Genomic DNA, 16,406 nt, shown 5'->3' on the forward strand with positions numbered 1-16,406 from the left:
CGCCGACGGCCAGCGACCGACCCAATACGCTGATTCGAAATGAGGAACTGCTCTGGACATCTCCCGGTTCAGCTTCGAGGCCGATGCCGGCCCGTGATTAACCATTCGCAAACAGATATGGTTAAGAAATATCTAATTTAGTTGACTATGATTTCCACAGGTATATTTTCGATGCGTTGGGATGTGCAATTTGGGCGAGCAATCGACGATGGTGACACCGAGCGTGTGATCGCGATTTCGGGGCGCAGAGAATGCTGAGCGGCAGCACGGAGGTTGTGTAGTCGCACCAGCTTCGCGAAAGCCAAAGAACAATTGACGCACATCAGTGATGGCGTTCCGCAGATGCGGAGGTTTGCCACGTTCTGAGTAACGTGGCCGGGCGATGCTTTGTCCCGGCCCGGCGGTAGCGTGTGCGGTGCGTATGAGGAAAGCATGAGTAAGCTTGTCAAGGTTCTGAAACTGGAATCCGGCAGCCAAAGGGGCGCCAACCAAAGCCGACGGCGCGCCCTTGTCGCCGGAGGAGCGGGATTTTTAGGATCGCATCTGTGCGAACGTCTTTTGCGGGACGGATACGAGGTTGTCGCGCTGGACAATTTCCACACCGGCAAAAGATACAATCTCAATACCCTCCTGCATAATCCGCGCTTCAGCTGCATCGAGCAAGACATCGTCGATGCATTGCCTTCGGATCTTCAATGCGACGAGATCTACAATCTCGCCTGCCCCGCCTCTCCGCCGCACTACCAGGCAGACCCGATCCACACCTTCAAGACAAGCGTGCTTGGATCGCTGAACCTTCTGGAACTCGCGCGACAGAACAAGGCCAAGATATTCCAGGCCTCTACATCCGAAGTCTATGGCGATCCCTTCGTGCACCCACAGCCCGAGAGCTACTTCGGCAACGTCAACACGCACGGACCGCGTTCCTGCTACGATGAAGGCAAGCGCTCGGCCGAAACCCTGTTCTTCGATTATTCGAGGACCTATGGCCTCGATATCCGTGTCGCCCGCATTTTCAACACCTATGGTCGCCGCATGCAGCCCGACGATGGGCGTGTGGTTTCGAACTTCATCGTCCAGGCGCTGCGCGGCGAGGACCTGACCGTCTATGGCAGCGGCCAACAGACGCGCTCTTTCTGCTATGCCGACGATCTGATCGAGGGCTTTATCCGACTGATGAACGCGCCGAGCGCGCCCGCCCACCCGGTCAATCTCGGCAACCCTGCCGAATTCACCATCATGGAACTGGCGACGCTGGTCGTCGATTACACCAACGCCCGATCGAAGATCGTGCATCGGCCGCTGCCCGTCGACGATCCCAGGCAGCGCAAGCCGGACATCTCCTTTGCCAAGGCCAATCTCGGCTGGGAGCCGAAAATCAGCTTGAGCCAGGGGCTCGCGCGTTCCGTCGAGTATTTTGATGCCCTGCTTTACGGAAGCCACATCGCCAGAGGAGCTGCCGCTTCATGAGCCGGCCGGCAGTCCTGGTGACGGGTGGAGCCGGTTTCATCGGCAGTCACACCTGCAAGCAGCTGGCCGCCGCCGGCTACATGCCGGTGGTTTTCGACAATCTGAGCCGCGGCAATGAGAGATCCGTCGGCTGGGGTCCGCTTGTCGTCGGCGATATCCGGGATCAGGATGCACTGCGGCGGGCTATGGAAACGTACCGGCCGACGGCCGTGATCCATTTTGCGGCGCTGGCCTATGTCGGAGAGTCCGTTCGCGAGCCGGCCGAATATTATTCGACCAATGTGACAGGCACCATCGCGGTGCTCGATGCCGCACGCGCGAGTTCGATCGAAAACATCATCTTCTCCAGCAGTTGTGCGACCTACGGCGTGCCGGAAGCGTTGCCCGTTCGCGAGACCTCCTCGCAAAATCCGATCAGCCCCTACGGGCGCTCCAAGCTGATGGGTGAACAGATCATCGGCGACTATGCATCCGCGTATGGAATGAAATTTGCGATCCTGCGCTATTTCAACGCTTGTGGCGCCGATCCCGACGGCGAGCTCGGTGAGTGGCATTCGCCGGAAACCCATCTGGTTCCCAGAGTGCTCATGGCCGCATCGGGCATCATCGACGCGATCGAGGTTTTCGGCACCGACTACGACACGTCGGACGGCACCTGCGTAAGGGATTATATCCACGTCACCGATCTGGCCCGCGCTCACCTGAAAGCGCTCATCTATCTCGAGGGTGGCGGGCGAAGTCTTGCGGTCAATCTCGGCACCGGGCGGGGCATCTCCATCAAGGAGATCGTCAAGGCGGTCGGCCGAATGACGTCGAGGCCGGTTCCGGCAGTGCTCAGGAGCCGACGCCCTGGGGATCCGGCGGAGCTCTACGCCGATCCGGGAAGCGCACGCGAACATCTTGGCTTTGTGCCGGAGCTTTCAGACATCGACACCATTGTCAGGACGGCCGCTCCCTTTTTCGGACTGAAGACCAAGCCAATGAAACTGCCGCCAGCCAGGGTGGCAGCGTCGGTCGTCGCTCGACGAGTCAGAGATAGCGGGGGTGACAGCTCGCGCGCTGGCCGAATCCGCTAGGGCTGCAGATATAAGGCGAGCCGCCCGAGAACGTGCTGCCATCGCCCGGATTGAACGAGATTTTCACTGGCGCCGACGTGCTGGCTTTGATCCGTTGCGGCGGTGCAAAAGCGTAGGCACTTTCGGTTCCTATCGTGCTTGTCATCTGGATCGGAAGGTCGGCCCGCAGCGAGCGCACGAGAAATGTGGCCTGCACGGGCTGGACCGCGGGCTGACTGCGGACCGGGTGGACTATGGGCCTGATAAGGACCGAACCGGTTTCAGTTGCGTCCATACTTTGACAACCTGCAACCACAGAACCCAGCGCCACAGCCGCGGCAATAGATACGACATTTTTGCTTGAGCGAAATACCCTCGCGGAATTTCTCATCCTCTGTCCCTTGCTATCAAGTATAAGCCAAGGGCGCGTTGCGACATACTATACTTGGGCCGCTTTCACGCCGCATGAGTGACCACTCGCACATCACACGTTATATTAGATATCACTAATTATTAAATTTCATCAAAACCGTATGGCAGGCCATCGTCTTGTCGTCTGGCTGATGCAATTGAATGCGACTAGATGCGGTCGGCGCGCCGACCGCGCCTGCCGAGCCGCTCAAGGGTTCACCATAGGCGATTCGCGGGTTCCGCGACAGGCGCACGGCAAGAACAGCCAGACCACTATCTCAGCGCTGCTGGAAGAAGGCCTACTTCTTGGCATCGACCAGCTTGCGGGTCTCTTCGAACTGCGCGCCCTTGGTGTCGCCTGCTTCGAATTTCTTGTATTCGTCGGAAGGATCCTCGGGAGATCGCTTGAAACCATACCATTCCCCGTCCGGATCCTTGCGTTGCTCGATGTTGCGGCCCTGAATGCGATGGCTGTAGCAGGTGCGGTGGGGTTCGCCGGTGTAGCTCTTCGATCGCCAGGCGAGCTCCATGCACATCTTGCCGTCCTTGGTCACCAGCCATCTGCCCTCCGCGACGGTTGCCGTGTCCTGCCCGGACGTCCAGGCCCTGAGGTGTCGATTGTCCCGCGCGAAATAAGCTGCTCCGTCCTTCCATATCCATGTGCGGCCGGCATACAGAAGCTGTAGTTCGTAAGCAGTCGGAACAGCGGCGGTAACGGGTTCCGCGGTGCTTTTGTCGTTGGCGGCGGCCGCTTGCGCCGCTCCCGAAACAGCCACCTGACCGCAGAGAGCCAGGAGCAGCACAAGTTGCTTGACACTGGCACCCCGGCGAGGCCCCTTGCGATACCGACGGCCGACATCAAGCGGCAGCGATCTGATCAAAGCTGTCGGCATAGTTGGCACTCGCATGTATATTCAGTCCAGGGTGGCGTCGTCAGCGCTTTGACGGCCACGCGAGCCATTTAACAGTCGTGAGAACGGCGGTGTCAACTGTCGCAAAGCATGCGGGCAACAACTATTCGCGACACGCGCATTGTCCATCAAGACGGCAACACCTCGATTGCGCATCGGGCTTGTGGATCCGGACAGCCAGCCGACCTATAAATCAGCAGCCATCGATAAAACCGGGCCGTTGTCGGGTCGGAAAGCAGGCCAATGCCGGAGGTTCAGCGGCCGCCTGAAGTTGCGCGGATGCGCGCTCGCAAGCCAGGCAATGCGGTCGATCGGAAAGGCTTGGGCCGCTACCAATGGCGTGGATTTTGAGATACAGCACGCCGCGGCCGACGGAATCCGATAGCGCAAGCCTGCGCAGGAATTGTTGAATTGTTGAAACGAGCTGCCTCAATAATCGTGAGCCTGGCCCTGCTGGCGTGGGTCGTCAGCGACTCGCGCTGGAAGATGGTGGGCGATGCTTTCGCGAGCATCACGCCCGGCGCTTTCGCGGCCGTGGCGCTTGCGTTGTTCGTCACCTACGTGCTGCGCGCGCTGCGCGTCTGCGACGAGTTCCGCGACGAGGTGCATGGCCGTTTCGGTGCCTGCCTGCGGATCATTCTGATCCACAATGCAATGATCAACGTCGTGCCCTTTCGCGGCGGCGAGACGGCCTTTCCCCTGCTCCTGCGCCAGGTCTTCGGCATACCGATCATGCGCGCCAGCGCCTCGCTGCTGTGGTTCAGACTGCAGGATGCCTTCGTCGTCGGCGTGCTGGCCCTGGCTGTGTGGCCGGGCCTGCATCCGGCGACAAGGATCGCGGGCGTGGCCGCGGTGATCGCTGCCGCCTGGTGTCTGCCGCGCTGGGCGCGTGCGCCGCATGACTGGGCAGGCCGCGGCAAGATCGTGGCGAAACTCGGCAGGCTGCGCGATGTCTTCACCGAGGCGACCGGCCGATCGCGCTATGGCTGGTGGTGGACGATCGCCAATTGGTCGCTGAAGCTCACCGTACAGGGATGGTTGCTGGCAATGCTGCTGGGGACATCCTTTTCGACCGCCTTTCCAGGCGTCGTCGGGGCCGAAGGCGCCGCCATACTGCCGGTGCAAGGCATCGCCGGCTTCGGCACCTACGAAGCGGGTGCAGCGGCGGCGCTGCTCACCTCCGGCATTGCCATGAAGAGCGGCCTTCAGGCAGCGCTGGCACTGCATCTGTTCATCTTCTGCTCGGCAATCGCCACGGGTGCGATCGCCTGGCTGTTTCCCTCGAAATCGACGCTGCCGGGGAACCCGGCCGTCGGCCGTGCAAGGAAACCATCCCTATGAGCGTATTGCCCATCCCTGCTTCGGGACTGCCTGACGGCGCGGTGATGCCGGAGCATACATTGTCCATCGTCGTGCCCATGTACAACGAGGCTGAAAACGTCGAACCGCTGCTGGCACGGGTTCATCAGGCGATGGAACGCTACGGCCAGCCGTGGGAGGTCGTGCTGGTCGATGACGGCAGTACCGACGCGACGGTGAGCGAGATCAGGCGCCTGGCGGCGCATTACGGCCCGCATGTGCATGCGGTCGAGCTGGTGCGCAACTACAAGCAAACCGCCGCGATGCAGGCTGGTATCGACGCAGCGCGCGGCGACGTCATCGCCACGATCGACGGCGACCTGCAAAATGATCCCTACGACATTCCGCGTATGGTCTACCGCCTGTTGAGCGAGGATCTCGACCTGGTGGTCGGCTGGCGCAAGGATCGCCAGGAAGGGTTTTTCATGCGCAGGCTGCCCTCGCGCATTGCCAACGCGCTGATCGCGCGCGTCACCGGGGTGCGCCTCAAGGACTATGGCTGCAGCCTCAAGGTCTATCGCGGCAACGTCATCCGCAGCGTCAAGCTCTATGGCGAGATGCACCGCTTCATCCCGGCATGGCTGGCCACGGTGACGACCCCCAGACGCATCGCGCAGGAGGTGGTGACGCACCATGCCCGCATCCACGGCCAGTCCAAATACGGCATTTCGCGCACCTTCAGGGTCGTGCTCGATCTGGTGTTCATGTATTTCTTCATGCGCTATCGCACACGACCTGGGCACTTCTTCGGCGGCATCGGCATCGTGCTTGGCGCGCTGGGTTCGCTGATCCTTGCCTACCTGCTTTGCCTGAAGCTGTTTTTCGCGGAAGACATCGGAACACGCCCGATGCTGTTCACCGGCTTCTTCCTGCTCATCGCCGGGGTGCAGATGGTGACATCGGGCGTGCTGGCTGAAATGCTGGCACGGGTCTATCACGAAGCGAATGGAGCATCGGCCTATGTCGCGCGGCCGCGCCCGGCGCCCGGTGACAATGACGGCTGGCTCCGCCCGGGCCGGCCATCATGATCTGACCACGTCTGCCAGCGGCTTCCGAATAGCGGTCGGAGGGCAAGAGGTAAACGCAACGTCTGCGGCAACCTCTCGCCCTCGACTCGCGCCCCCAGCGAAGACAAGAGCGGCGGACTCTTCAGTCAAATCGCGCCGCCACTTTTAGGTCCGATGGTCTAGTAGCGCGAACGGCAGCTGGCGCGCTGGCCGAAACCGCTCGGGCCGCAAATCCAGGGCGAATGACCCAGGAAGGGGCCGCCATTGCCCGGGCTGTAGGAGACCTTCACCGTCGCCGGCCTGCCGACCCGCTGCGGCCGCACGAAGGCCGCATAGGTCTCCTGCCTCGTACGCGTCACCATGGTCGTCTGTGTGAGCGGCTTGCGGTAGAGAACCTTCTTTCCGACGCGATCGAGCTTCCTGACGTGCTGGACCTTCTTGCCAAAACCTTGATCAACGATCCGTCCGTTGATTGAGCTGGTCTTGGTCGTGTCCATCGTCTGGCAGCCTGACAACATCGAGGCCAATGCGATTGCAGCAACAGCATAGGCATATTTTCTGCCGGTCAGATTTTCCATAAACTGTCTCATCATCTGCTCCCTGCCCTGTAATGCAACGTGATTGAAAGCGAAGAATATACTTCGAATCCGTCGTTTCTAATCGCTCGTGAGTGGTCGTTTTCCACTCACATCGTTCCGTCATATTAGAAGAGACTTATTAAAATTCGTGCAAACGTCATAATGAACGCAGCCTTTCACTCTTCGCTCGAATTTGAAGGAAATTCGATTGTCGGATCGGCTGGCAGACGGAGCCTTGCCAAACGGCACACCGGCATACGCGACGGACTCGCGCCCGCGGCAAACAGAAGCCGGCGCTCGGGCTGTCAGGGATGTTGCGATGTATAAAACGCTCAGCGCCGCAACCGGCGCCGGCAGGGCCGACTGCCCCAGGCTCTCTCCAGCCGACAAAAAGGGCTGGCGATCCTTATCGCCGGAAGTGGCTGGATGTGGCGGCCCGCTCCAGAGTGCCTATGCCGCTATATGCACCCCTCGACAAATGGACCGCTGACCCACAGCGAGCCGCTGTTGAACATGCTGGTCCCGCTGTCATCGATGAACCCTACAGTCTTGTTGTCGACATGCAGCTTGCTCTTCGGCACCACTCGGCCGTCTATCTTGATATTCTTGACGAACAGGTTGCGATCGCCAGCCTTGCCCTGCCCCGCCCACAAGTCGTTGGCATAGCGGAGTTCGATTTTCCGCGGATTGGGCACGGCGCTTAGATTGAAGCGAAATGGTACGGTATGAGCGGACGCTGCCTTCAACTCCGCGACGATCGATTCTGCTGTGATCGCCGTGCTTTCCGTCCCCAGGACGTCCGCCTGTCCAACCGGCTTTCCGTCGACAAGCACGTCGAGCCGAGGGGAACCCTCGAAGCTGGTACCGGCCGCGTCGATCTCGAGGCTGGCAATGCTGCAACGCGCCGCGTCTTTCGTCGCATCGGCGATCATATCGGCAACGCGGCGCTTCTGCGACTGTACCCATCCCGCGATCGGCTGCAGGATGGCGGTGCGATCGCCGGTGCCGGCCTTGATGAGGTTGACCTTTTCCGTAGGATCCGTCTTGAGGTCATACGCCTCGATGCTGCCGGTGGTCGCGTTGAAGGTGACCTTTCGATCATCTTCGCGGTAGCCGAATTGGAAACCGCTCCAGGGAATGAAGAAGAATGTCTTGTTCGGCCGCTGCTCGCTGAACAAGCTGTGACCCTGCCAGGATCTTGGAAGCGGAAGGCCGAGTATATCGAGGATGGTCGGGGCTATGTCGATAATCCCACCGACAGCATGTGCGACGTCATCATGGAAAAGCTGCTTGTTGATCATGATAAGCGGGATATGGATATTTTCTTCGTAGAGAGCACTGGCATGAACGTAGTTCCCATGCTCTCCAAACGCTTCACCGTGGTCGCCGAGTATGACCACAAGCGTCGAATCGAGTTTGCCGGACTGCTTGAGTGAATCGAGTATCTGTCCCAGCGCCTGGTCGCCGACCTTCAGCGCGTTGAGGTAGGCGTTGAACTTCTCGTCATCGGAATAGTGAACTTTCGAGCCGTCAGAGAGGTCGGGGATCTCTTTCATCGCCGTAAACAGCGGGCTGTCGATGAGATACGGGTAATGGGTCATCGCCGTAAACATCACCGCGAAGAAGGGATTTTCGGCATCCTCATTCACCCAGTTGATGACGGATTGAGCGGTACAGAGATCGCTGTTGTAGTCGAAATTCTTCCATTCCTTGGAACTGAGCTTGAATGTGGGAATATCGCATTTCTGCCCACGGTAGTCCTGAATGACATCAAGCCCCTTGTTGAGCAGAAACTCATCCACGCGCTGGAACCGTGAATCCGCACTCCAGAAAAATCCGGTGCGAAAGCCGCTTGCGGTCAGAGTGTTGGATATTGAACTCAGCGGCAGATCCGGATGGCTCGCGGTCATTCCATAGTAAGATATGTCATTGTACATCGAGCTGAACAACGAAAATATCGAATAGTTTGTAGAGGGAGTGTGCGCATATATATTGTCGAAGCGTATCGAGTCACTTGAGTAGCTCTTTATGTTTGGTGTAACAGTATACTTTCCACCAAACGTCTCGACGTATCGGGATGGCACCGATTCCATCATGAAAACCAGCACGTTCTTTATCGGATTTGGTGATTGCACCTTGAAGCTGGACGTCTCCGCCGGACGTTCCCCAACGCTGGCGACGTCAACGTCCACCCCGGTATTCACGGCGAAAACGACGGGGGTCGGACTGAACAGAGCCGATTCAACAAAGTACACGATAGGGTTGGCAACCTTTGCCTCTGGCAAGGCCGTCGCCCGAACATGGTACCCGGTGCCGACCAGTCCAGCACCGACGCACAGGAAAAGCGTCCCCAGCAATACCGCTCGAGCAGTTCCCGCCAGCCGCACGCACAGCCCTGCTGTCGCATAACCCAAGACCAGCGCCAGAACTATGGACAACGACGAGAATGCGAAATCCCTTGGGTTGAGCGCGTCACCTATGGCGTTCTTGGCGTCGGCATTCTGCAGGAAGTCGCCATAGATCAACCACTGGAAAGTAAACGGCTCGCTCAGCATTTTGACGAGATTGATGTTGGCAAACCCCCAACATAGCGAAATCAGGATGGCGAGATAGAAAGTGATGACCACGACGACGCCGAAGAGGCGGCTGGCCTTTGCCAGGAAAAGCAGGAGCAGGGCTGCTGCCGTCAGCGACGAAATGAAAATCAGATCGTGGTAGCTTGACGCTATCCCGCTGGGGATAGAGGCCAAGCGACCCTGGAGCGTCGATTGGGGATCGATGATGAAGCCGCGGTAGACACCCAGAAGCACCCAGGAGAAAAACCCGGTGCAAGCGATCAGCAGGCCTGCGCGGAGGAAGCGCTTGGAACCTTGTGAACCGGGCTGTGTCTTCAATTCCATCTGACCGTTCCGTGCATAACCGCGATGACAACCGAAAGAGCAAAGGGCCTGATGCTACGTTGCAATCTCAAAGCCGCTGCCATTTTCCAAGTGCCAGGTTCACTCGCCCGGCGAACCGACAGATCTCGAATTAGCCACCGCTTCCACCCCTGGGGTCGAGAAATCCCCGTGCCTTGGGTGTTTTGTCATGGCAATTCCTGAGTTGGCGGGCGCCAGGCTCTTCCAGACTATCTGACGATTGGCCGATCCCAGGCGGGGTCAAGATGGAATGTGCGGGTTCCGCTCCCACCACGCCCGGCTCCGGAAACCGGGTAGGCCACGCTGACGATGCGCACACCGCCTGCTCCCTGCTGGAGCCCATATATGCCTTCCAGGCCGCGGTCATAAAACGCAGCGCCCGGGACGAAGAGCGCAACGCCAGCGAGCGAGGCCTGCAAGGCGAGTTTCGCGACGTTGCGCCGCAACGAAATTCTGTTCTCCGCCAGGTGCCTGGTGATGATTACGACCACAAGCAACCCGTAGACGAACGCATTGAAGGCAGCGAACCAGTAGAAGCCGGTGGCATCCGACGCGCGGTCCACCAGAAGGACCGGCAGCGAAGCTCCGATTGCAAGTGCCACATACGGAACGATGACGCGGGCAGGCAGCAGATTTTTCGGGCCACTGCCCTTGGGGGTAACACGAAAATCCACGAACGACTTGGTCACATAATCACGGATCGACGACAGCGTGCCCGCCAGCACCCACGGCCAACGCGCGAAGAATGAGAACAACATTCCCTCCCAACTGATCGTCCTGGCAGTGAGCGGGCGCGACAGGTCGAATGCCTTCAGCAACATCACCAGCATAATCAGGGAAATAGAGTTCGGAGCATAGTATAAAAGGAAATCAACATATGTCACATTGGCGAAGCTCTTCCCCGTCAGAAGCGCGTACATAGGCATGACGTACATGACAAGCGAAAACACGGCGAAAAGCGGATACCAGAGCTGGCGAAACAGGAACTGGAATTTCAGCCGTGGCGATAGCTTGGAAAGGTATATGGGCGAGTATTCGAGCATGATCGTCATCAGGCTCCGCGACCACTGGAACTCCTGCGTGACAAGATCGGCAAAGGTCTGCGGGCCATCGCCATGGGCAATGGCGTCTATGGCATGCACACCGCGCCAACCAGCCGCAATGAACAGCATGGACGTCGAGTGATCTTCGGCCAGTTCCGGGCCAAGGCCGCCGACCTGCTTGAGCGCTGCGGTTCTCACGGCATAGTGCGAGCCGATGCAGAGCGGCGTTCCGTCGCCCGTATGGCCGGACTGCAAGGGTCCGTGGAACATCCCTTCCGGGAACAGTCGGCCGCGTGCCGACCAGCTTTCAGCGGCATTGTTGTCGCATATGCTCGGCGCCGATACATAGCCAACCGCCGGGTCGGCAAAGGCGACCAGGATTTCCCTGAGATAGGTTGGTGTCGGGACGTGGTCCGCATCCATCTGAGCGACGAAGTGGTAGCGCTCATAACCATAGTGGTCGTAGAAGAACGCCAGGTTTCCCTCTTTGCAGCGCGTCCGGCGGGGCCACACCTTGCGGTGATAATCTTCCCGCCCGCGCCGCGTCGAGATCATGACGTTATGGGCATCGCACCAGGCAATCGTTTCCTCTGACGGGTCCTCGTCGGCCAGCCAGGTATCATGCGGACAGTCCTGCGCCAGCATCGCTTCGAGCGTTCGCGCAACCACCGAAAACGGTTCGGACGGAGCCTTGGTCACCACCATCGCGACCCGCGAACGTTCCGGGATCGTGTGAAGACTGGACGGCTTTTTCATCGCATGCACGTTCAAGAGAAAATACATCGGCATGAACGTCAGCCATACGAGCGTCAATGTCGCCAGCATGTATGGAATGACATGTTCGATGTGCCCGGGCTGCAGCCACCAGAACCAGAAAAATCCGAACGTTACCGACCAGCAGGCAAGTCCCAGCCTCCAGATCCGCCGCTGGGTGGCCGACAGCACCGGCACCAGAAAAGGAGGCTTCTCCGCCGCCTTCCCCGGAGCCGCCCCACGCCCCCGTTTCGGCATGGTCTTGCCGCTGATGATCCCCACGTCCGCGGAAACACTCATACACGTACCGCCGCCACCCGAGCATCAGCCGAACGACGGCAGACGCGCCTTGAAAACCCGCCCTTAGAATCCACTTGGGTGTCTTAGAGTCAACTAAATTAAGTGTTGGTTAACTATACTTCTTGCGAATTGGTTAACTTAACATCTTGAATCGGGAGGGTAATTCCGTGGACGCCTCCCCCGACCAGCACTGCAATCACAGCCGGCAAAAGTTTCAGCGTCGGAGAATCCGTCGAAGGGGCCGAGGCTGTCCGCAGGAAGAAGCGCCCAAGGCAGCGTTAACCATGTTGCGAACATCATGGTTAAGCAACCATTAATTGCGCTTGACTCTTTGGTCCGCCCGGCTCTTAAATTAGACAGGGATGATATATCGGAATATTGACGCGAATTTGTGAGTATCGCGGCGAAACTCTCTCGACGGCTCCTTCTGTGTTGGCGCTTTGAGAAGTATTTTGGGTGGGCTTCGTGCGAAGGTTCGCACAACCGCCAATAATCGCTCCGAAATCCCGCAGATTCCGCCAATGGAGCCGATAGGTTTTTGGGTAGCCGTATCGATCAGGCATCGATGCGCACGGGCGAAGCCTTAACTTCCGCGAGAAGTCGAGGCCATGGGAGAATCTATGATGACACACTCCGCGGCAAAGGCACTTGCAATCGCACTGGTATTGGGCGGAAGCGCCGCCTTCCCTACTGCAGGAGGGGCCGGCTCCGTAACCGCGACCGACCCCGTTCAGACGAGCAGCGCTGCGTCGGCGTTCGGTTCCTATGATCCCTACGGGGACTTCAGCACCGACAAGAGCGCCAGCATCGAAGAGCTGTTCCTGCCCTGGGAAGACGTCGATCTGTCGACGCTGCCGCTTGCCGACGCTTATGCGCTGCAGCGCGGCCGCTCGCTTCTGATCACGATTGAGCCGTGGACATGGTCCAAGGACTGGCGCATCACCCCGCCCGAATTGCGTGACGGCATCTTGAGCGGCAAATATGACGCCAACATGCAGGCGATCTGCGACCTGGTGGGACAGATGAAGAGCCCGGTGACCATTCGCTGGGCTCAGGAAATGGAAGACAAGAACGGCCGCTTCACTTGGGCCAACTGGGCTCCCAAGGACTGGATCTCCGCTTACAAGCGCGAGGTCAATATCTGCCGCAAGGCTGCTCCCGCCGCCAAGTACATGTGGTCGCCTAAAGGCGAAGAGGGTTTGGAAAAATACTACCCCGGCGACGACTATGTCGACGTCATCGGCCTGTCGGTATTCGGCCTGCAGAAAAAAGATGATGACGAGACCGGTCGTGACCGCACCTTCGCTGAGATGCTGAAGCCCGGCTATGACCGCGTTGCAGTGTTCAACAAGCCGATCGTCGTTGCGGAACTCGGCTATGTCGGAAAGCAGGACTATGTCTCGAAATGGCAGGAAGATTCCCGCAAATCCTACGCGGAGTTTCCGGCGCTGACTTCGGTCGTCTACTTCAACCAGAAGGAAGTGTGGCCGTGGCTGGGTGGCTATGGTCTGCCCGACTGGAGGGTGACCCAGCATGTCTTGCCCTAGAGCATGAGACTCAAAAGTGAGAAGCGGCTTTTCGGACAAACGGGGCACCGTTTGTCCAGGCATCATGCTCCATTTCTTTGATTTAGTGGCGGATCACATTTCAGGATTCCACCTGAAATCATCCGGTTCCAGGCGTTCCAATAAACTGGGCGTGGCGTAACAGTAGGGGTAGGGGTTGTGAAACGAGTACTGGGCAATTGTATCGGAACGGCACTTGCCTGTTCCATTGGTCTGTTTGCTTTCCAGCTTCCCGCAACGGCCAAGACGGCGATGAAAATCGCCGAACAGGCCATGCGGGCAGAGGTGGTGCCGGACGAAGGCATCTACCAGATGTACCAGAACCGCTCGTGGCTCTGGGGTCGGGAGGGTGCTGGATATTTTGCCGTCCAGCGCCGTCAGTTCAGTGCCTGGACCTCGGACAAGGCGCGCAAGCTGGGCTACGGTGACGGCATCTGGTTCATTCCCGGAGGAGGCAAGCTGTGCTTCCGCGCAAAATGGCACGGAGCCGGCGGCGACTCCAACGCTCTTTCCTGTTTCGAACATCGCCAGGCAGGCAGGATTCTCTACCAGCGCCGGGTTCCGGATGGAGAATGGTACGTATTCAGGAGTTCGCACCGCAACCTTGCGGACGCGTTCATGAAATTGAAACACGGCGACTACGTCAGCCGCAAACAGAGCCGGATCAAGGCAAAGCAGTAGAGATTTTCATCTGCGACAGGTCACTGGTCCAAAAGCAGGTCGACTGAACGGTCAGGCGACCTGCCTCAGTCACGTTCAGGCGACCTGCCTTAAGCCTTGCGCTCCCAGCGGCGATCTGGCGTCTGTTGCCAATAGGTGACGGCGTGGCCAGCGCTCTTCATCACCTTCCAGTGCCCTCGCGCCGCCTCGAGCTGCGCGGCATCGTGGCCATCGAACAGGAACACGGCGCGCTCGTAGCCGCCAAGGTCAGGCGGCACCGCGCCGTCGACCAGGAACCTTATCTTGGCGTCGTTGGGATTGCCGTCGCCGGTGGTCAACAGAACCGGCTGTTCGCCGGGATGAGCCTCACGATCGGTCGCGTGCGCCAGGAACGAATCGTCGCGGAAGGTCCAAAGATGCTGGTCGAGCGCATCGCGGCGTTCCTCGGTGCCTGTCTGCACCACGGCGCGCCAGCCACGGTCGATGCTGCGCTCCAGGAGGCCTGGCAGCGCATCCTCCAGCGTCGATTCGGTCAGGTGGTAGAACAGCACGTCGGCCATCGCTTCAGCCTATAGTGATTGAACCCGTTCACTGCTCATAATTGTCGCGCACCAGCCGGTCGAGCAGCCTGACGCCGAAACCGGAACCCCAGGACTGGTTGATCTCGTTCGACGGCGCCCCCATCGCCGTGCCGGCAATGTCGAGATGGGCCCATGGCGTGTCCTTGACGAACCGCTGCAGAAACTGCGCCGCGATGGTGGCGCCGCCAAAACGGCCGCCGATGTTCTTCATGTCGGCGTTCTTGGAATCGATCAGCTTGTCGTATTCGGCCCCCAGCGGCATGCGCCACAGCCGTTCCTGCGTCGCCTGCCCCGCCGCCGCCAACTTTTCGGCCAGTTCGTCATTGTTGGAAAACAGGCCGGCATAATGTTGGCCGAGCGCCACCATGATGGCGCCGGTCAGCGTCGCCAGATTGACCATGAATTTCGGCTGGAAGCGGTCGTTGCAGTACCACAACGCATCGGCCAGCACGAGGCGGCCCTCGGCGTCGGTATTGAGCACCTCGATGGTCTGGCCCGACATCGAAGTGACGATATCACCGGGACGCTGGGCATGACCGTCGACGGCATTTTCGACCAGTCCGATGATACCGACGACATTGGCTTTCGCCTTGCGGGCCGCCAGCGCATGCATCAGGCCGGTAACGGCGGCGGCACCGCCCATGTCGCCCTTCATATCCTCCATGCCCGAGGCCGGCTTTATGGAATTGCCGCCAGTGTCGAAAGTGACGCCCTTGCCGACGAAGGCGATCGGGCTGTCCTTCGGCTTGCCGCCGTTCCACTGCATGATCGCCATGCGGGCGCCGCGCGGCGATCCTTGCGCGACACCGAGCAGCGAGCCCATGCCGAGCTTCTTCATTTCCTTCTCAGCCAATATCTCGACCTTGACGCCTAGTGCCTCGAGTTCCTTGGCGCGGGCAGCGAACTCGACCGGCCCAAGCACGTTTGCCGGTTCGTTGACGAGGTCGCGCGCCAGTAGGACGCCGTCTATCACCGCCTCGGCATCGGCGAAGGCCTTCTTCGCAGCGGCCGGATCGGCGGTGTGGATGGTCACCTTGACCGGCTTCTTCGGCTCTGCCTTGCCGTCGTCCTTGTCCTTCCTGGTCTTGTACTTGTCGAAGGAATAGCTGCGCAGGAGAATGCCCGCGGCAAGGCTTGCCGCGTCTTTCGCGCTCGGCGAGGCGCCGACCACATCGAGGACCACCGCTACTTCGGTCGCCTTGCGCAGCGACGCGGCAACGGTGCCGCCAAGCTTCAGCCACGCATATTCGTCCAGTCCCGATACCTTGCCGGCGCCTATCGCCACCAGTCTGTCGAGCGATGCTCCCTGCGGCGCCAGAACTTCCACCGTGCTGGCGAACTTGCCCGTGAACTCAGCCACGGGAAAGGCCCGCTCCAATGTCTTGCCGGGATCACCGGCCTTGGCGACGTCGCTCAGGCCGCCCTCATCCGCCGCGAGCACGAAGACCGTGCCCTTCTTGTTCTCCGCGCTCTGGGACCCGGAAAATTTGGCGAAGGCGATCGACGGTCTTTGATTCATCATGTCCTGCTTTCAGGGAATGCGCGACTTTTGGGGAAGCGGTTCGAAACGATGCGCGACATTTGGTCGTTTTCCGGCATTTGGCAAGACTTTGCCGAATTGGCATCCCATATGACCTATGGAATCGATGACGATTCGTCGCGGCACGGCCCCGCTTTTTGCCGCAACCTGTTGTTAACCATCGATGTTCGCCCTTTCTTATCCATTCCCGCCGACACTCCGCCCAGCCGGGGGGCGTGATGTGGGACAGAACCCGGATAGACCATCTGATGAGCC

The 16,406-nt window shown here is 59.5% G+C and carries 13 protein-coding genes; 7 read left to right on the forward strand and 6 right to left on the reverse strand.

Annotation, left to right across the window (positions count from 1 at the left end; translation table 11 throughout):
- The first annotated feature begins 432 nt into the window (after positions 1 to 432).
- Positions 433 to 1,470, forward strand: a complete 1,038-nt coding sequence (locus tag NKJ11_RS05565; RefSeq protein ID WP_352792853.1) for a UDP-glucuronic acid decarboxylase family protein — start codon at positions 433 to 435, stop codon at positions 1,468 to 1,470.
- Complete coding sequence (gene galE / locus NKJ11_RS05570) at positions 1,467 to 2,546, forward strand: UDP-glucose 4-epimerase GalE (protein WP_352792854.1); 1,080 nt, start codon at positions 1,467 to 1,469, stop codon at positions 2,544 to 2,546. Before NKJ11_RS05565 ends, galE begins: the two co-directional genes overlap by 4 nt.
- Positions 2,547 to 3,235: 689 nt before the next feature.
- Here galE and NKJ11_RS05575 read toward each other — a convergent pair.
- On the reverse strand, positions 3,236 to 3,829 hold the full coding sequence (locus NKJ11_RS05575) for a DUF995 domain-containing protein (RefSeq protein WP_352792856.1): 594 nt from the start codon (positions 3,827 to 3,829) through the stop codon (positions 3,236 to 3,238).
- 432 nt (positions 3,830 to 4,261) lie between these two features.
- Between NKJ11_RS05575 and NKJ11_RS05580 the strand changes: the two genes are divergently transcribed.
- Complete coding sequence (locus tag NKJ11_RS05580; RefSeq protein ID WP_502905783.1) at positions 4,262 to 5,188, forward strand: lysylphosphatidylglycerol synthase domain-containing protein; 927 nt, start codon at positions 4,262 to 4,264, stop codon at positions 5,186 to 5,188.
- A 44-nt stretch (positions 5,189 to 5,232) separates the two neighbouring features.
- On the forward strand, positions 5,233 to 6,234 hold the full coding sequence (locus tag NKJ11_RS05585) for a glycosyltransferase family 2 protein (protein ID WP_352676946.1): 1,002 nt from the start codon (positions 5,233 to 5,235) through the stop codon (positions 6,232 to 6,234).
- A gap of 158 nt (positions 6,235 to 6,392) precedes the next feature.
- Here the strand turns inward: NKJ11_RS05585 and NKJ11_RS05590 are convergent, their stop codons facing one another.
- From NKJ11_RS05590 to NKJ11_RS05600, 3 genes are all read right to left on the reverse strand, one after another.
- Positions 6,393 to 6,803: a hypothetical protein gene (locus NKJ11_RS05590; protein WP_352753436.1), complete on the reverse strand. Its 411-nt coding sequence runs from the start codon at positions 6,801 to 6,803 to the stop codon at positions 6,393 to 6,395.
- A gap of 446 nt (positions 6,804 to 7,249) precedes the next feature.
- A complete protein-coding gene (locus NKJ11_RS05595; RefSeq protein ID WP_352722762.1) occupies positions 7,250 to 9,691 on the reverse strand; it encodes a sulfatase-like hydrolase/transferase in 2,442 nt (813 codons plus the stop codon).
- 227 nt (positions 9,692 to 9,918) lie between these two features.
- A complete protein-coding gene (locus NKJ11_RS05600) occupies positions 9,919 to 11,805 on the reverse strand; it encodes a glycosyltransferase family 2 protein (protein ID WP_352722763.1) in 1,887 nt (628 codons plus the stop codon).
- 623 nt (positions 11,806 to 12,428) lie between these two features.
- Between NKJ11_RS05600 and NKJ11_RS05605 the strand changes: the two genes are divergently transcribed.
- Together NKJ11_RS05605 and NKJ11_RS05610 are read left to right on the forward strand one after the other, a co-directional pair.
- Positions 12,429 to 13,352, forward strand: a complete 924-nt coding sequence (locus tag NKJ11_RS05605; protein WP_352792900.1) for a glycoside hydrolase family 26 protein — start codon at positions 12,429 to 12,431, stop codon at positions 13,350 to 13,352.
- 177 nt (positions 13,353 to 13,529) lie between these two features.
- Positions 13,530 to 14,051, forward strand: a complete 522-nt coding sequence (locus NKJ11_RS05610) for a DUF995 domain-containing protein (RefSeq protein ID WP_352792860.1) — start codon at positions 13,530 to 13,532, stop codon at positions 14,049 to 14,051.
- 89 nt (positions 14,052 to 14,140) lie between these two features.
- Here NKJ11_RS05610 and NKJ11_RS05615 read toward each other — a convergent pair whose 3' ends face one another.
- Together NKJ11_RS05615 and NKJ11_RS05620 are read right to left on the reverse strand one after the other, a co-directional pair.
- A complete protein-coding gene (locus NKJ11_RS05615) occupies positions 14,141 to 14,590 on the reverse strand; it encodes a DNA polymerase III subunit chi (protein WP_352792862.1) in 450 nt (149 codons plus the stop codon).
- 28 nt (positions 14,591 to 14,618) lie between these two features.
- Positions 14,619 to 16,130: a leucyl aminopeptidase gene (locus tag NKJ11_RS05620; RefSeq protein ID WP_352792901.1), complete on the reverse strand. Its 1,512-nt coding sequence runs from the start codon at positions 16,128 to 16,130 to the stop codon at positions 14,619 to 14,621.
- Between the two features lie 51 nt (positions 16,131 to 16,181).
- On the opposite strand from NKJ11_RS05620, the gene NKJ11_RS05625 reads away from it, so the two are divergent.
- Positions 16,182 to 16,370: a hypothetical protein gene (locus NKJ11_RS05625; RefSeq protein WP_127289235.1), complete on the forward strand. Its 189-nt coding sequence runs from the start codon at positions 16,182 to 16,184 to the stop codon at positions 16,368 to 16,370.
- Positions 16,371 to 16,406 lie beyond the last annotated feature (36 nt).

Origin of the sequence: Mesorhizobium sp. M0243 (assembly GCF_040321775.1) — a bacterium.
In the GTDB taxonomy this organism is placed as follows: Bacteria; Pseudomonadota; Alphaproteobacteria; order Rhizobiales; family Rhizobiaceae; genus Mesorhizobium.